Source organism: Azonexus fungiphilus, assembly GCF_003634965.1.
Taxonomy (GTDB): domain Bacteria; phylum Pseudomonadota; class Gammaproteobacteria; order Burkholderiales; family Rhodocyclaceae; genus Azonexus; species Azonexus fungiphilus.
Genome location: NZ_RBXP01000013.1, coordinates 189,073 through 205,265 on the forward strand (window position 1 = coordinate 189,073; position 16,193 = coordinate 205,265).

Annotated in this window: 20 protein-coding genes; 10 read left to right on the plus strand and 10 right to left on the minus strand. The window is 63.4% G+C overall.

Annotation, left to right across the window (positions count from 1 at the left end; all coding sequences use genetic code 11):
• Positions 1-30 precede the first annotated feature (30 nt).
• From soxY to DFR40_RS06415, 4 genes are read right to left on the minus strand one after another with little or no spacing between them, the layout of a single operon-like run.
• Positions 31-498, minus strand: coding sequence for a thiosulfate oxidation carrier protein SoxY (gene soxY, locus DFR40_RS06400; protein ID WP_121457655.1), 468 nt, complete (start codon positions 496-498; stop codon positions 31-33).
• Between the two features lie 25 nt (positions 499-523).
• A complete protein-coding gene (locus DFR40_RS06405) occupies positions 524-1,315 on the minus strand; it encodes a c-type cytochrome (protein ID WP_121457656.1) in 792 nt (263 codons plus the stop codon).
• Entirely contained in the window at positions 1,299-2,645 is a 1,347-nt protein-coding gene (soxC, locus tag DFR40_RS06410) for a sulfite dehydrogenase (protein WP_121457657.1), read from the minus strand. Before soxC ends, DFR40_RS06405 begins: the two co-directional genes overlap by 17 nt.
• Positions 2,646-2,671: 26 nt before the next feature.
• The gene (locus tag DFR40_RS06415) at positions 2,672-3,007 is read right to left on the minus strand and encodes an ArsR/SmtB family transcription factor (protein ID WP_121457658.1); all 336 of its coding nucleotides are present in this window, start codon (positions 3,005-3,007) and stop codon (positions 2,672-2,674) included.
• A 206-nt stretch (positions 3,008-3,213) separates the two neighbouring features.
• Between DFR40_RS06415 and DFR40_RS06420 the strand changes: the two genes are divergently transcribed.
• Both DFR40_RS06420 and DFR40_RS06425 read left to right on the plus strand, forming a co-directional pair.
• Positions 3,214-3,519 (plus strand): c-type cytochrome, encoded by a 306-nt coding sequence (locus DFR40_RS06420; protein WP_121457659.1) that lies wholly within the window; start codon positions 3,214-3,216, stop codon positions 3,517-3,519.
• Between the two features lie 12 nt (positions 3,520-3,531).
• Complete coding sequence (locus DFR40_RS06425; protein WP_211329742.1) at positions 3,532-4,809, plus strand: FCSD flavin-binding domain-containing protein; 1,278 nt, start codon at positions 3,532-3,534, stop codon at positions 4,807-4,809.
• A 58-nt stretch (positions 4,810-4,867) separates the two neighbouring features.
• Here DFR40_RS06425 and DFR40_RS06430 read toward each other — a convergent pair whose 3' ends face one another.
• From DFR40_RS06430 to coaBC, 3 genes are all read right to left on the minus strand, one after another.
• Positions 4,868-5,473 (minus strand): c-type cytochrome, encoded by a 606-nt coding sequence (locus DFR40_RS06430; RefSeq protein WP_121457660.1) that lies wholly within the window; start codon positions 5,471-5,473, stop codon positions 4,868-4,870.
• Between the two features lie 75 nt (positions 5,474-5,548).
• Entirely contained in the window at positions 5,549-5,998 is a 450-nt protein-coding gene (gene dut, locus DFR40_RS06435) for a dUTP diphosphatase (RefSeq protein WP_121457661.1), read from the minus strand.
• A complete protein-coding gene (gene coaBC / locus DFR40_RS06440) occupies positions 5,998-7,188 on the minus strand; it encodes a bifunctional phosphopantothenoylcysteine decarboxylase/phosphopantothenate--cysteine ligase CoaBC (protein WP_121457662.1) in 1,191 nt (396 codons plus the stop codon). Before coaBC ends, dut begins: the two co-directional genes overlap by 1 nt.
• Before the next feature lie 50 nt (positions 7,189-7,238).
• On the opposite strand from coaBC, the gene radC reads away from it, so the two are divergent.
• From radC to rpmG, 3 genes are all read left to right on the plus strand, one after another.
• Positions 7,239-7,919 (plus strand): RadC family protein, encoded by a 681-nt coding sequence (radC, locus tag DFR40_RS06445; protein ID WP_121457663.1) that lies wholly within the window; start codon positions 7,239-7,241, stop codon positions 7,917-7,919.
• A 78-nt stretch (positions 7,920-7,997) separates the two neighbouring features.
• A complete protein-coding gene (rpmB, locus tag DFR40_RS06450; RefSeq protein ID WP_121457664.1) occupies positions 7,998-8,231 on the plus strand; it encodes a 50S ribosomal protein L28 in 234 nt (77 codons plus the stop codon).
• Between the two features lie 17 nt (positions 8,232-8,248).
• Positions 8,249-8,419 (plus strand): 50S ribosomal protein L33, encoded by a 171-nt coding sequence (gene rpmG, locus DFR40_RS06455; protein WP_028994601.1) that lies wholly within the window; start codon positions 8,249-8,251, stop codon positions 8,417-8,419.
• A 59-nt stretch (positions 8,420-8,478) separates the two neighbouring features.
• Here rpmG and DFR40_RS06460 read toward each other — a convergent pair whose 3' ends face one another.
• Positions 8,479-8,979, minus strand: a complete 501-nt coding sequence (locus DFR40_RS06460; RefSeq protein ID WP_121457892.1) for a disulfide bond formation protein B — start codon at positions 8,977-8,979, stop codon at positions 8,479-8,481.
• A gap of 134 nt (positions 8,980-9,113) precedes the next feature.
• Here DFR40_RS06460 and DFR40_RS06465 point away from each other — a divergent pair, with 134 nt between their 5' ends.
• From DFR40_RS06465 to DFR40_RS06485, 5 genes are all read left to right on the plus strand, one after another.
• Positions 9,114-11,243 (plus strand): putative bifunctional diguanylate cyclase/phosphodiesterase, encoded by a 2,130-nt coding sequence (locus DFR40_RS06465; RefSeq protein ID WP_147431294.1) that lies wholly within the window; start codon positions 9,114-9,116, stop codon positions 11,241-11,243.
• Positions 11,240-11,461, plus strand: a complete 222-nt coding sequence (locus DFR40_RS06470; RefSeq protein ID WP_121457666.1) for a hypothetical protein — start codon at positions 11,240-11,242, stop codon at positions 11,459-11,461. Before DFR40_RS06465 ends, DFR40_RS06470 begins: the two co-directional genes overlap by 4 nt.
• Before the next feature lie 9 nt (positions 11,462-11,470).
• The gene (locus DFR40_RS06475; protein WP_121457667.1) at positions 11,471-12,175 is read left to right on the plus strand and encodes a winged helix-turn-helix domain-containing protein; all 705 of its coding nucleotides are present in this window, start codon (positions 11,471-11,473) and stop codon (positions 12,173-12,175) included.
• On the plus strand, positions 12,162-13,595 hold the full coding sequence (locus tag DFR40_RS06480) for an ATP-binding protein (protein WP_121457668.1): 1,434 nt from the start codon (positions 12,162-12,164) through the stop codon (positions 13,593-13,595). The genes DFR40_RS06475 and DFR40_RS06480 overlap by 14 nt, the downstream gene beginning before the upstream one ends.
• Before the next feature lie 262 nt (positions 13,596-13,857).
• Positions 13,858-14,043, plus strand: a complete 186-nt coding sequence (locus tag DFR40_RS06485; RefSeq protein ID WP_121457669.1) for a hypothetical protein — start codon at positions 13,858-13,860, stop codon at positions 14,041-14,043.
• A 61-nt stretch (positions 14,044-14,104) separates the two neighbouring features.
• Here DFR40_RS06485 and DFR40_RS06490 read toward each other — a convergent pair whose 3' ends face one another.
• Positions 14,105-14,644 (minus strand): NUDIX domain-containing protein, encoded by a 540-nt coding sequence (locus tag DFR40_RS06490; protein ID WP_121457670.1) that lies wholly within the window; start codon positions 14,642-14,644, stop codon positions 14,105-14,107.
• A gap of 63 nt (positions 14,645-14,707) precedes the next feature.
• Complete coding sequence (gene nuoN, locus DFR40_RS06495) at positions 14,708-16,186, minus strand: NADH-quinone oxidoreductase subunit NuoN (protein ID WP_121457671.1); 1,479 nt, start codon at positions 16,184-16,186, stop codon at positions 14,708-14,710.
• Positions 16,187-16,193: the final 7 nt, after the last annotated feature.

Genomic DNA, 16,193 nt, shown 5'->3' on the forward strand with positions numbered 1-16,193 from the left:
TCTCCTTGAATTCGTGTAGTTGATGACCGCTCAGCCGCCGCAGCCGCCGAGGGTGACCTTGATTTCCTTGGTCGCCATGTAGAACTTGTCGCCGGCCTTGACCAGCGCGTAAACGTTCGAGGTCTGACCCATCTTGACCCGGGTCTGGACATTCGCCTCGGTGCCCTCGGGCAACTTGAAGCTGCCGGCCAGCGCGTTCGGGTTCTTGTCGATCAGGATCGCGATCATCGTCGTGCCGGCGATCGCCGAGGTCACGCCCACCGGCACCACGGCGCCGTTTTCGGCAATGTCCGGGCCGGTCAGCTGGACATCCTTGCTGTCGGCCGGCTGGGTCGCGCCCAGGGCTTTCAGCGTATCGGCCATGCTCTTGGCCTCGAAAGCCGCCTTGTTCCAGTCGGCCAGGGCAATCCCCGGCGCGATCAGGCCGGCGGCAGCCAGGGCGCCGAGGACGGCGGCACCGGTACCGGTTTTCAGGACGTTGCGACGTTGCTTGTTCATGATTTCTCCTCTGGTGAAATGGGGTTCAATGCCCGGTCTTGTCCGCCGGCTGGTCCACGGTGCGAACGCCGCGGACCGGGCCGAACGTACGGTTCTGCTCTTCCAGGTTGCCGTGTGCCGTGCGGGCGTACCCGGGCAGCACCGAACCGACTTTGACTTCCTTCTTGCAGTCCTTCATGCAGGCGACGTTCCGCACATCCGGCCGGCCGCCGTTGCCGATCCCGCCCCTGGCCGCCGGCGCCCCCGGCCACAGGCCGTGGTCGGTGGTCATGCCGTTGCGGTTGGGCATCAGTTTCTGGACTTCGGCGATGTTCTTGTCGGACAACACGAAGTCCTCCGGAACGATCTCCGCCAGATTCAGGAAGTAGGCAAGGATCGCGTAGACCTCGTCCGGCTTCAAGGATTTCGGCTCGGTCCAGGGCATCGCCCGATAAATGTAGTCCCACAGCGTCGAGATCGTCGCCACCTTGGTGAAGGTGGTGCGCTGCGGGATGCTGTCGGTGAGGTAGCCGCCAACCCGGCCGGCCTTGATGTCGTCCTTGGTCGTGCCGCCGATCAAGGGCGTGAACACCTCGTTCGACTCGCCGAAGGAACCATGGCACGAGGCGCACTTGTTCTCGAACAGGTCGTTGCCGTCAGCCACCTTGCCCGACCCGGCGGGCAGGCCCTTGAAATCCGGGCGGACATCGATGTCCCAGGCCTTGACCTCGGCCGCCGTCGCCGGACGCCCGACCCCCTTGTAGCCTTCGAAGGCCAGGGCACTGCCGGCAAGCGCGGCCAGCACCACGAAGCAAATCGGTTTAGAGAACCTGGACATTGCTGATCTCCCCGCTTTCGGCAACCTTCCACGTCTGGATGGCGTTGTTGTGATAGATCGATTTCGAGCCGCGCACTGCGCGCAACTGCCCGTAGGACGGCTGCACATAACCGGTTTCGTCGACCGCCCGCGACTGCAGCATCGCCGGCTTGCCGTCCCAGACCCAGTTCATGTTGAAGCGGGTCAGCGCCTTGTTCTGCACAGGTCCTTCGATGCGTGCCGGCTGCCAGTTGATGCCACCATCGGTCGACACGTCGACACGGGTGATTTTGCCGCGCCCCGACCAGGCAATCCCGGAGACGTTGTAGAACCCCTTCTCCAGAAGACGCTGACCGCCGGACGGCGTGGTGATCACCGACTTGCATTCCTGGATCGAGGTGTATTGGCGGTGCAGGCCATCCGGCATCAGGTCGATGTAATGCACCGCTTCGTCCTTGGTCGCCCAGGGCTTGTCGCCAACCTCGATGCGGCGCAGCCACTTGACCCAGGAGACTCCCTGCACGCCGGGCACCACCAGACGCAGGGGATAGCCGTTTTCCGGCCGCAGCATCTCGCCGTTCATGCCGTAGGCGACGAAAACCTCGCCGTTCTCGACCATCTCCATCGGAATCGTCCGCGTCATCGACGAGCCGTCGGCGCCTTCGGCGAGCACGAAACGCGCTTTCTTGTAATCGACACCGCAATCCTCGAGCAGCAGACGCAGCGGCACCCCGGTGAACTCCGAGCAGGACAGCATGCCGTGGGTGTACTGGACGGTCGGCACGGCGACGTTGCCCCACTCGAGGCCGGTATTGGCACCACATTCGATGAAATGGATGCGCGACACCGACGGCAGGCGCATCAGGTCGTCCATCGTGTACACCTTCGGCTGCTTCAGGAAGGCCGGATCGGAAGCATTGATCATCAGTCGGTGCACCGCCGGATCGACATCGTGCCAGCCCTGGTGATGACGCTCGAAATGCAGGCCGGAGGGAGTGATGATCCCGAACAACCCCTGCAATGGCGTGAACGACACCGAGGCCTGGCCGACCCGGGTCAGTCCCGGCGATTCGCGACGCAATAACTGGCTCTCGTATTTCGACGGCTGCCCGTAAGGATTCATCGCCACCGGCATGCCCAGCGTCTTCGACCAGTCCGGCAGATTGAGGATGGCCGGATCGCCCTCGCCGGCGCGGGCCGCAACCGGCGCCGCCAGTGCCGCACCGGCGGCAATGAAGCTCTTGCGCAGGAAATCACGCCGTCCGGCGGCGACCGCCTTGACCTGCGCCTCGCTGAGAAAACTCTCCGGCGCAGGTCGCAGACGCCCCGGCTGTTTCGATAGATCACCCATAAGCTTGTCCCCTCCGTTCGATTTATTCACTGACTGCCAGGCGTGGTCGTTATCCCCAGGTGCTCGCCAATGTCACGGCTGGCCACCGTGATGCTGACGGTCCTGCAGATATCGACGAAATTCGGGTCGACGACGCGGTAGTAGACCGAACTGCCCTCACGCCGCCGGCCAACGACGCCGGCGCGGTAGAGGATGTTCAGGTGGCGCGAGATGTTCGCCTGCGTCAGGCCGACCTGATCGACGACCTCATGGACGGGACGCTCCTCGCCGCACAGGCAGGAAAGGATGCGCAGGCGCGTCGGATCAGCCAGCAGGCTGAAGTAGTGCGCCACTTGCTCGAATACTTGGCTTGTCTCGTCCATGTCGTTTTTTTGATCTAGGTCAACAACAATGTATAACTGAGTATTTATATAGTCAACAACTAATATTGTTGCGACGCAGCATGTGTTTCCCGGAAAACTGCTATACCCTTGCACTGCGCAACCGGCCACATTCCCATAAAATCAGGCCGGAAGCCGATCGATAACGGTCACACGAACGGACAAACCCAGAGGAAGGAGAAGTCTCGATGAAAGCATTCACCCACGCCGCTGCGCTCTGCCTGCTGGCGGCTGCCAGCACCGCCGGTGCCGCCGATGCCAATCTCGGCCGCAATCTTGCGGCTACCTGCGCCAACTGCCATGGCACCAACGGCAAGGCCGTTCCCGGTTCCGGCATGAGCTCGCTGGCCGGCGAAAGCAAGGCCAACCTGCTGCAGAAGCTGGCCGACTTCAAGAGCGGCGACAAGCCGGCATCGATCATGCACCAGATCGCCAAGGGCTATACCGAAGCGCAGCTGACGCTGATTGCCGACTACTACGCGGCACAGAAATAAGGGGAGACGAAAATGATGCTGATGAAACGACGCGATTTCCTCAAGATCGGCGCGGCAGCCGGCACGATGGCCTCGCTTTACGGCTGCGCCGCCGGCAACAAGGCCGGTGGCCATGTCGTCGTGGTCGGCGGCGGCTACGGTGGCGCCACTGTCGCCAAATACCTGCGCATGTGGAGCCAGGGCAGCGTCCAGGTCACCCTGGTCGAACGCAACCCGAGCTTCATTTCCTGCCCGATCTCCAACCTGGTGATCGGCGGCACCAAGACCATGGAAGACATCACGGTCAGCTACGACAACCTGCAGAGCAAGTGGGGCGTGCGCGTGATCCAGGACGACGTGGTCGCGCTCGACGCCGTCAAGCGGAGCGTCAAGCTGGCCAAGGGTGGCAGCCTGAGCTACGACCGCATCGTGCTCTCGCCCGGGGTCGATTTCATGTTCGACCAGATTCCCGGACTCGACAATGCCGCTGCCCAACAGAAGATCCTGCACGCCTGGAAGGCCGGCCCGCAGACGGTGGCGCTGCGCCAGCAACTCGAGTCGATGAAGGACGGCGGCGTCTTCGCCATCGCCATTCCCAAGGCGCCCTACCGCTGCCCGCCCGGCCCCTACGAGCGCGCCTGCCTGGTCGCCGATTACTTCAAGAAGAACAAGCCCAAGTCGCGGGTCGTCATCCTCGATGCCAACGAGGACGTGCAGTCGAAGAAGGGACTGTTCGTCAAGGCCTGGGCCGACCTCTACAAGGACCAGATCGAGTACAGGCCGAACAGCGAGGTCAAGGACGTCGACGTGGCCAGCAACACCGCCATCCTCGAGTTCGACAAGTTCAAGGCCGACGTGCTCAACGTGATCCCGCCACACCGCGCCGGCAACATCGCCAGCCAGTCCGGCCTCAAACTGATCAACAACCGCTGGGTGGACATCAACTGGCTGTCGATGGAATCGACCGGCACGCCGAGCGTGCATGTGATCGGCGACGCCATTTTCCCGGCACCGACGATGCCGAAATCCGGGCACATGGCCAACCAGCACGGCAAGCTCGCGGCAGCGGCGATCATCAACCTGCTCGCCGGCGAGGAGCCAAATCCGGCACCGGTGGTGATGAACACCTGCTACAGCTTCGTCGATGCGAAGAACGCCATCCACGTCGCCTCGATCCACCAGTACGACACGGCGACCAAGCTGGTCCAGCCGGTCAAGGGTGCCGGCGGCGTCTCGGCCGCACGCAACGAACTGGAAGGCAAGGCAGCACTTGGCTGGGCCAGGAACATCTGGGCCGACATGCTCGCCTGATTGCCGACGACAGCAAAAAGGCCGCCTTGCTGGCGGCCTTTTTTTATTGCTTCAGGCCTCAGTCAAGCGTCGCGATGTAAGCGGCAACGGCGTGCGTCTCAAGCTCGCTGAGCTTGGAAGCGACGGTGTGCATGACCGCATTGTCGTTGGTCCGTTCGCGGGTATTGAACTGCTTGATCTGTTCCTCGGTATAGCGCGGGTGCTGGCCGGCGAGACGCGGCAGCAGGGGGGTGCCGTGGCCCTGCGGGCCGTGGCAGCTGGCGCAGGCGGGCAGACCGCTGAACTGGTTGCCGCGCTGGAAGATGTACTTGCCGACGGCGAGCAGATCGGCATCGCGGATTTCCCGTCCGGGCACCTGCTTGCCCTGGAAGAACATGCCCAGCGCCTTCATTTCGGCCGGCTGCAGGTCTTCCACCTGCGGTTTCATCGTCTCGCTCTTGCGCTTGCCGGACTTGAAATCCGACAGCTGTTTGGCGATGTACTCCCAGTGCTGGCCGGCCAGACGCGGAAAAACGGCACTGGCCGCCTCGCCCTGCATGCCGTGGCACAGGAAGCAGCGCCCGGAAACGATCTCCTCGGCCCGCGCCAGGTCGACCTTGTCGGCCGCCTGCAGCGGCGAAATACAGGCTGTCGCCAACGCCAGCCCGGCGATCAATCTATTCATGATGTCTCCCCCGTTATCGTGATCAACCCGAGAAAATCATTAAATCATGAATTGCTTACGCCGGGCTTGCGCCGCTCAGGCGTGCCCGGTACTGCCGAAGCCGCCCTCACCCCGGTCGCTGGCGGAAAATTCGTCGACCACGTTGAAACCGACCTGCAGCACCGGCACGACGACCAACTGGGCGATCCGCTCGAGCGGGGCGATGGTGAACGCCGCCTGGCCCCGATTCCACATCGAAACCATCAACTGCCCCTGGTAATCGCTGTCGATCAGGCCGACCAGGTTGCCGAGCACGATCCCGTGCTTGTGACCGAGCCCCGAGCGCGGCAGGATCATCGCCGCCAGGCCGGGGTCAGCCAGATGGATGGCCATGCCGGTCGGTACCAGCACCGTCTGGCCGGGCGCCAGTTCGAGCGGTGCCTCGAGGCAGGCGCGCAGGTCGAGACCAGCCGAGCCGGGCGTCGCGTAATGCGGCGGATTGTCCTTGAGACGGGAGTCGAGAATCTTGACGTCGATGCGGTGCATTAGTGCGTTCCTGTGAGTTTGGCGATATGTTCGATCAGTTGCCGGGCGAGCACGTCCTTGCCGGCCGGCGGAAGAGGATGGCTGCCGCTGTCGTCGAACAGCACCAGCCGGTTGTCGTCGCCGCCGAAGCCGTCCTGGATCAGGTTGCCGGCGATCAACGGGATATTCTTGCGCCGCCGCTTGGCCTGCGCGTAATCCTCGAGATTACGGCTCTCGGCCGCGAAACCGACACAGAAGGGCCCGTCGCTCAGGGCAGCGACCTCGGCCAGGATGTCCGGGTTCTCGATCAGTTCGATCGCCGGCACCCCGCCCTGGTCTTTCTTCAATTTGTGCTCGGCGGCATTGGCGACGCGGTAGTCGGCGACTGCGGCGACAGCAATGAAGATGTCGGCCGACGCAGCCCGGCTCATCACCGCCGCGTGCATGTCGAGCGCACTGCGCACATTGACACGGTCGACGCCTTGCGGCGACGAAAAACCGACCGGGCCGGAAACCAGCGTCACGGCAGCCCCCGCCTGCCGCGCCGCCCGGGCGACGGCATAACCCATGCGCCCGGACGACAGGTTGGTGATGCCGCGCACCGGATCGATCGCCTCGAAGGTCGGCCCGGCAGTGATCAGCACCCGGCGCCCGGCGAGCAGCTTGGGCACGAAGAAATCGACCACGGCCTCGAGCAGTTCCTCGGGCTCGAGCATCCGACCGGGCCCCGTCTCGCCGCAAGCCTGGACGCCGCTGGCCGGACCAAGGATGCCGATGCCGTCGCCGGCCAGACAGGCGATATTGCGTTGCGTCGCGGGGTTTTCCCACATCTGGCGGTTCATCGCCGGCGCCACCAGCAACGGGCAATCGCGGGCCAGGACCATGGTCGCCAGAAGATCGTCGGCCAGGCCGTTGGCGATGCGCGCCAGGAAATCGGCTGAAGCCGGCGCAACAACGATCAGGTCGGCCTGGCGCGACAGGTCGATGTGCGCCATCGCGTTCGGCATCCGCTCGTCCCACTGGTCAACATAAACCGGCTTGCCCGACAGGGCCTGGAAGGTCGTCGCGGTGACGAAACGGGTTGCGCCGGCGGTCATCGCCACCTGTACGTCAGCCCCCTGGCGAACCAGCAGGCGAAGCAGCTCCGCCGCCTTGTAAGCGGCAATGCCGCCAGTCACGCCGAGCACGATGCGCTTGCCATTCAATTCCATCGTCATTTTCGCTAAAGTTGCAGTCGTCACATTCTACTGGAGACGGCGCCATGGCGATCACCGACTGGCCCAGCGGCGAACGGCCGCGCGAACGCCTGCTGGCACATGGCGCCGAAGCGCTGTCCGATGCCGAGTTGCTGGCCATCTACCTGCGTGTCGGCATCCGCGGCAAAAGCGCGGTGGACCTCGCCCGCGACCTGTTGCGCCACCACGGCGACCGCCTGGCGCCGCTGGTTGGGGCCTCGATTGCGCAGATCGCCACGGTGCCGGGCATCGGCACGGCCAAGGCTGTCCAGCTCAAGGCCAGCTTTGAACTGGCCCGGCGGGCACTGGCCGAGGAAATGACCGAACGCGACAACTTCTGCTCACCGGGCAAGGTCCGCGACTGGCTGCGCCTGCAGTTGGCGCACCGTCCGCAGGAGGTCTTCATGGCCCTCTGGCTCGACGCGCAGAACCGCCTGCTCGCCAGCGACATACTGTTTACCGGCACACTGACCCAGACTGCCGTCTATCCACGCGAAGTGGTCAAGACCGCGCTGCAGCGCAACGCCGCTGCCGTCATCCTGGCCCACAACCACCCCTCCGGCGTCGCCGAGCCCTCGCGCGCCGACGAATCGCTGACTGAAAATCTCAAGCAGGCGCTGGCGATGATTGATGTAAAATTGCTGGATCACTTCATCGTCGCCGGAAACGCCCTGCCACTCTCGTTCGCTGAACGCGGCCTGATCTGACGACAAAAAACACTTGATCAATGAAGGCCTTCCGGATAAAATCGCGGGCTTTCTTCTAGCAAATTCTGGAGCACCATCATGGCGCGAGTCTGCCAAGTAACGGGTAAAGGCCCGATGGTTGGGAACAACGTTTCCCACGCCAATAACAAAACGAAGCGCCGCTTCCTGCCGAATCTGCAGTATCGCCGCTTCTGGGTTGAAAGCGAAAACCGCTTCGTCCGCCTGCGCGTTTCCAACGCCGGCCTGCGCCTGATCGACAAGAACGGCATCGATGCCGTCCTGTCCGACCTGCGCGCCCGCGGCGAAATCTAATCAAGAGGAACTGACAAATGGCTAGCAAAGGCGGTCGCGAAAAAATCAAGCTGGAATCCACCGCGGGTACCGGTCACTTCTATACCACTTCGAAGAACAAGCGCACGACGCCCGAGAAGCTGGAATTCATGAAGTACGACCCGAAGGCCCGCAAGCATGTGGCCTACAAGGAAGTGAAGCTGAAGTAAGCTTCAGCCTCCCGACAAAAACCCGCCTTCCGGCGGGTTTTGTTTTTTCGCCTGACAGATCAGGCGGCCGGCCGACGCAGCAGCATCAGTGCGTAGACGGCGATACCGGCGAACAACAGCATCGACCAGTTGGCCATCGACAAGCCCAGGAAGACCCACTCCTTGCTCGAGCAAAAGCCGGTGGCCAGGAACAGCGACGGCCACTGCATGCCAAGCAGATCGACCAGGCGCTCGACCAGGTCCGGATCGGTGAAACCGCATTCCGGCGCCAGGTCGGGATAAGCCTGCATCCAGGTCTGGTAGGCAGCGACCCCGAAGCCCCCCAAGGCCAGCAGCAGAATCAGGCCGGCCCACAATGGCGCGGCAACCGGCAACAGGAAGCCGGCCAGCGCCAGCGCACCGATCACCAGATAAAGCAGACGCTGGAAGATGCAGTAAGGACAAGGGGAAAGCGACAGCAACTGCTGCAACTGCATGCCGGCAGCAGCAACGCCGAAGGTGCCGGCACTCAGCGCCGAGAACCAGGCACGGACAGGAAAATACGAGAAACACTTGGTCATGATCCGGAACATCCACAATCTCCAAAAACGGCGGTAGCGGCCAATGCGCCACAAAAACCTTGCAAGATCGTAACCCCGCCCGGCAGAATGTCAAAAAAAGCCGCCCAGCGGCCAACAATACCCGGAGACAATCCTTGCCCGATCCACACTGCCCGCCGCCCCTCGCGCGCGTGCTGGAGTTGCTCGCCGCCAGCAACCGCCAGCGCCTGGCCTGCGTCGACGAAGCGACGATGCTGCAGCAGCAGTGCCGCCTGCTCGTCGAGTTCGGCGGCTATCGCAGCGCCAAGATCCGACTGGCCCTGCCGGCAGGCGGCTGGCAAGGTGTGGCCGAACACGGCATTGACGGTCAACCGGCAAAAAACAGCAAAAACCGCGCTCAGCCAGCCTCGGCCAAGCTGAGCCTGGGCCTCGATGCGAGTGCGCATCCGGTGGGCGAACTGGCGGTCGATGGCGACGCCGATTTCACCGCCGAGGAGCGGATCGCCCTCGACATCATCGCCAAGAATATCGGCGAAACGCTTCATGATCTTCGCCAGACGGCCGCCAACGACCAGCTCCAGTCGAGCCTGCGCCAGCTGTCGCGGGCCCTCGAGTCGAGCCTGAACGGGGTGATGATCACGTCGTCGACCCAGCTCGACCACCCGATCGTCTATGTCAATCCGGCTTTCGAGCGGATCACCGGTTACTCGGCCGAGGAGGTGATCGGTGAAAGCGGCCGCTTCCTCGTCCGCGACGACCTCAACCAGCGCGGTCTCGGCACCATCCGCGAAGCCCTGCGCAGCCGGCGCGAAGCGCATGCGATCCTGCGCAACTACCGCAAGGACGGCTCGCTGTTCTGGAACGAACTGTTCATCGCCCCGGTGCGCGACGAGAGCGGCAGCATGACGACGCATTTCGTCAGCATCCTCAACGACGTCAGCGAACGCATCAGCTACGAGCAGCAACTCGAGTTCCACGCCAACCACGACGCCCTGACCGGCCTGGCCAACCGCAACCTGCTCAACGACCGGATCGCCCAGGCGCTGGCCCAGGCGCGCGCCGACAACCTGATGGTCGGCGTGCTGCTGCTCGATCTCGACCGCTTCAAGCTGATCAACGACGGCTTCGGTCATTCGCCGGCCAACGAACTGCTCAAGTCGGTCGCCCATCGCCTCAGCCAGACGGTGCGCGACACCGACACCGTCGCCCGTCTCGGCGGCGACGAGTTCGTCGTAGTCATCGGCCGCCTGCAGTCGGCCGACGACCTGTCGATCGTCGCCGGCAAGATCCTGCGCTCGCTCAACCAGCCCTTCATCATGGAAGGCAAGGAGATCTTCGTCACCGCCTCGGTCGGCGCCGCGCTCTACCCGCGCGACGGCGACCACGGCGAAATCCTGCTGCGCAATGCCGACGTCGCGATGTACCGGGTCAAGGAGCACGGCCGCAACAACTACCGCTTCTACACGCCGGAAATGACGCACATGGCGATCGACCGCCTCGACATGGAAGGCAACCTGCGCCGCGCCCTCGAGCGCGACGAACTGCAGGTCTACTACCAGCCGCTGGTGGACCTCGGCAGCGGCGCGATCGTCGGTGCCGAGGCGCTGGTCCGCTGGAGCCATCCGCGCATCGGAATGATCCAGCCGGGCGAATTCATCCCGCTCGCCGAGGACACCGGCCTGATCATCCCGCTCGGCCAGCTGGTGCTGCGCCGCGTCTGCACCGACATCCGCGACTGGCAGGCCAGCGGCCTGCCGCCGATCAAGATATCGCTCAACCTGTCGGCCCGCCAGTTCCGCCAGGACGATCTCTCCGCCTGCATCCGCGAGGTTCTCGACGAAACCGGCGTGGAAGGGCGGCTGCTGGCATTCGAACTGACCGAGAGCATGGTCATGCACGATGTCGAGAACACGCTCGACACCCTGCGCGAACTCAAGGCGCTGGGCGCGACGATCTCGCTCGACGATTTCGGCACCGGCTACTCGAGCCTGTCCTACCTGAAGCGCTTCCCGATCGACACTCTGAAGATCGACCGCAGTTTCGTTCGCGACATCCACCAGGACGGCGACGACGCGGCAATCGCCCACGCCGTCATCGCCATGGCGCACAAGCTCGGCATCAAGGTCATCGCCGAAGGCGTCGAGTGCCCGGCGCAGCTCGACCTGTTGCGCGAGTTCGGCTGCGACGAACTGCAGGGTTACTATTTCAGCCGGCCGGTGCCGGTCGAGGAGTTCACGCTGATGCTCCGGCAAGCGCGCTCGCTCGCCGACCTGGAACGCGGATGAAGCAAAAACTGCAATATTTGCTGGTCGACCGTGAACGACTTGCGGCCCACCTCGCCGAGCAGGAAATCCTCGCCGCCGAAGCCAGCGACGGCACCCACATCTACCGCTGCCGGCGCGGCGCGCAGGAATCGCTGGTGATCGCCCTGGCCAACGGCCAGGGGCTGATCGTCAGCGGCGAGTCGGCAGCGCCACTGGACCGCCGCCGCCCGCCTCGCTAAACTGCGGCCATGACTACCCGTATCCTGCTTGTCGAAGACGACGAACGCCTGGCCGGGCTGACGGCCGAGTACCTCACGCGCAACGACCTCAGCGTCAGCATCGAACCGCGTGGCGACAGCGCCGAGGCCCGCATCCTCGCCGAACACCCCGACCTCGTCATCCTCGACGTGATGCTGCCGGGCAAGGACGGCTTCGAGGTCTGCCGCGCCGTGCGCCAGCAATACCGCGGCGTGATCCTGATGCTCACTGCCCGTGACGAGGATTTCGACCAGATTCTCGGCCTCGAACTCGGCGCCGACGACTACATTGCCAAGCCAGTCCAGCCGCGCGTCCTGCTGGCCCGGATCAAGGCCCTGCTCCGCCGCCTGCCGGCGGCCGGCGACAACGACGCCGGCGACAGCGACTCGCAGGTCTTCGGCCAGTTCCGGATCAGCCAGGCGACCCGCACGGCGACCCTGAACGGCCAGCCGATCGACCTGACCACCGCCGAGTTCGACCTGCTCTGGCTGCTCGCCAGCCATGCCGGCAACGTCCTGTCACGCGACGACCTGCTCCAGGAACTGCGCGGCATCGGCTTCGACGGCCTCGACCGCTCGATCGACGCCCGCATCTCGCGGCTGCGCAAGAAACTCAACGACGATCCGGAGAACCCGACGCGGATCAAGACCGTACGCGGCAAGGGCTACCTGTTCAGCAAGCATGACTGGAACTGAGCCGGACACCGGCGAGGCCGGCAAACCCGGCCGCCAGGGACTGGCCCGCTCGCTCTTCCGGGTCTCGTTGCCGCGCTGGCGCGGCGGCCGCTACAGCCTGTCCAAGCTGTTCCTCAACTTCTACCTGCTGGCGATGGGCTCCTTCGTGGCCATCGCCTTCATCGCCGACTTCATCATCTCGACCGCCCAGCAAGGCATCACCGACGATTACGCCCGGCGTTTCATGCGCGGCACGATCACGCTGATCGAGGATGAACTGTTCCGTTACCCGCGACGACAGTGGGAAAGCAAGATCAAGGAGATCGACGGCAAGTTCTACTACCGTCTCGGCATCGTCGAGCGGCGCACGCTCGATGTCCGCCTGACCAGCGCCCAGGTCGAAAAACTCGATGCTGGCGATATCGCCATCGCCCACGATCACGACGTCATGTACCACCGCCTCGGCACGACCAGCAAGGTGCTCGTCGTCGGCCCGCTGTCGGCCAGCCGCAACCCGGAAAGCGATGAGCGACTGCCGCTCGACCTGCGTCTGCGCCTGCTGACCTGGAGCCTGATCGGGGTGATCTTCGCCATCGCCCTGTGGTTCTGGGTACGCCCGGTCTGGCGCGACCTCGAAAGCCTGCGCCAGACGGCACGCCATCTCGGCGACGGCAATTTCGATGCACCGGCGCCTGCGGTCCAGACGCAACTTTTCGCGCCGCTGGCCGACACGCTGAACAGCATGACCGAGCGTGTGCGCCAGTTGCTGGCGACGCACCGCGAGCTCTCCTGCGGCATCTCGCACGAGTTGCGCACCCCGATCGCCCGCATGCGCTTCGCCCTCGAGATGCTTTCCGAAACCTCCGAACTGTCCGAAAGACAACGCCTGTGGGCAATGATGGAAGGCGACCTGGACGAACTCGACCAACTGATCGACACCAGCCTGACCTATGCCCGCTTCGAGCGGGAAGCACCGGAAGCACACTTTTCCAGCGTCCGTTTCGCCGAATGGCTGGCCGACGAGGTCGATAGCGTGCGCCTGCTCGGACGCCAGCTGAATGTCACGGTCGACACCAGCGAACTGCCGGAAAACCTGTGCGTCGATCTCGACCGCAAGGCCATGCCCTACGCCCTGCGCAACCTGCTGCGCAACGCCTTCAAGTATGCCAGCAAGGACATCCGCGTCAGCGCCGAACTGATCGGCGAGCAGCTGTCGATCCACGTCGACGACGACGGCATCGGCATTCCTCCCGAAGAGCGCGAACACATCTTCTCCGCCTTCACCCGGCTCGATCGTTCGCGCGACCGTTCGACCGGCGGCTATGGGCTTGGCCTGGCGATTGCCCGCCGCGTCCTGGAACTGCACGGCGGCACCGCTTTCGCCGGCAATTCGCCATTGGGCGGCGCCCGCTTCACGCTGTGCTGGCGCGCCCACCAGTAAGCTCCCAGCGCCGTCGTTACAGATCGTCAGGGAAGCTTGCAGCGCGTTACCTGCAGGCAACGCACACGCAACAGTCATGCGCCGCATGCATCCCTAGAATGACTCCCATGACAACGCAACCGTCAGAACAAGAGGAGAAGATGATGATCGAAAAAAATATCAAGGAATTCCTGGCCGCCGCCCGCGCCTACCTGCTTGAGCTGATGCCGGCCCCGGAGCCGCGCCTGGCAACCATTCCCGTACGCAACGGCGACCGTCGCTGATGTCCCTGCCCGACGACCTGCCGGTCAGCGAAAGCCTTGCCGTATTTCTCGGCGTAACCGGCTTTCAATGGCTGACCGAAGGTCGAGCCGGCCTCCTGCTACCGCTGTCGCTGGCTGCAGCGAGCGGCATCGCCATCCTTGCCATCCGGCGCTACCGGATGCGACGCAAGCGACAGCAACACTGAATCCCTCCCTCGAACCCACCGTTCGAAGTCTTGCCCGCCTGCCGGCGGGCTTTTTTTTTACCTATCGCGTCAGCCAGTACAGCGCCGTGATCGTCTTGGCGTCGGTAATCCGCCCATCGAACACGGCTTGCCGCGCCGCTTCAGGAGACAATTCAATCAGTTCAAGGAACTCGTTGTGATCGAGTTCCTGGGCACCGAGGCCGTGCAAGTCGGTGGCGCGAAAAATCTCGATCCGCTCATCGGAATAGCCGATGCACGGGTGCATCACCCCCAGGTGCTCCCAGGTGTCGGCAAGGTAACCCGTTTCCTCGCGCAACTCGCGCTGGGCAGTATCGATCAGGGCTTCACCGGAATCGATCTTGCCGGCGGGCAGTTCGAGAAATACCTGGCGCAGGGGATATCTGAACTGTCGCTCGAACAGCAGATTGCCGTTGGGCAGGAAAGCCAGGACGACAACCGCCCCGGGATGCCGGATGTATTCGCGCAGCGAGGTATTGCCGTCGGGTAGACGCACGCTGTCGCGGCGAACCTTGAGCAGGACTCCGTCGAAAACCGATTCGGAAGCAATTTCCGCTTCGCGCAGATGGGAATCGTCGGACATTTATCTCTCCTCATGCAAAAACGCCCCGACTTGGCGGGGCGTTTTCAAATTGATCCGGGGCGATCAGAGCGAACGCAACAAAGCGTAGGCACAAAGCGACATGATCACTTGCGGCGCCAGTCCCAGTGCTGCGACGGCAAGCCCGTTGGCCGAGAGCAGGATGCGGATGTGATTGGGGGCGACGATCACGGAGTCATCCTGCGGTGCATCGAAGTACATCAGTTTGACGACGCGCAGGTAGTAGAAGGCGCCGATCAGCGAGAACACGACGGCGACGATCGCCAACCAGATCTGCCCCGAAGCGACGACGGCCTGGAGCACCGAGAACTTGGCGAAGAAGCCGATGAACGGCGGCACCCCCGCCATCGAGAACATCACGATCAGCATCACGCCGGCAAACCACGGGCTGCGCTTGTTCAAACCCTTGTAGTCATCGAGGTTGTCGGCCTCGAAACCAGCCTTCGACATCATCAGGATCACGCCGAAACCGCAGGTCGTCATCAGGACATAGGCGATCACATAGAACATCGCCGAGCTGTAGGCGTTGAGTGCATAACGGGCGTCACCGCTGACGACACCGGTGACGATGCCGAGCAGCATGAAGCCCATGTGCGAGATCGCCGAGTAGGCGAGCATGCGCTTGAGGTTGGTCTGGGCGATGGCAGCCAGGTTGCCGACCGCCATCGACAGCACCGACAGGATGATCAGCATTTGCTGCCAGTCCTGCGCCAGGGTGATCAGACCACTGACCAGCAGGCGCATCACCAGCGCGAAAGCAGCCAGCTTCGGAGCCGAACCGATGAGCAAGGTGACCGGGGTCGGGGCACCATGGTAAACGTCGGGAATCCACATGTGGAACGGAACGACACCGAGCTTGAACGCCAGACCGGAGACCAGGAACACCAGGCCGAAGACCAGCACCGTACGATTGTTTTCCCCGTTGTAGAGCGCCTCGGCAAGCTCGGTGATTTCCAGGGTACCGGTGGCACCGTAGATCATCGACATGCCGTAGAGCAGCATCCCGGAAGCCAGTGCGCCAAGCACGAAATACTTCATTGCAGCTTCGGTCGAGGCCAGCGAGTCGCGATTCATCGCAACCATCGCATACAGCGACAGCGACAGCAGTTCGAGACCGACATAGACGGTCACGAAGTTGTTGGCCGAGATCATCACCAGCATGCCCAGTGTCGCAAACAGTGCCAATACGTAGTACTCGCCCTTGTTCATGTTCGGGCGTTCGAACAGATAGGCGCGCGAGTAGAAGAGGACGATGACCATGGTCATGTAGACGAACAGCTTCAGCAGGTCCGCCATCATGTCATCGACGAACATGTTGCTGAAGGTGTAGGTGATCTCACCGGTGCTAGTGAATACCTGGATCGCGGCACAAGCGACCAGGGTGGCCTGCGCCAGCACGAAGGTAACGGTACGCCGGCTGTCCTTGATGAACAGATCGATCATCAGGATGGCCATCGCCATCGTCGCCAGGAAAATCTCCGGCGCGGCGGGCAGGAAGTCAGGGATAACGAAATTGTCGAACATGTCGGCT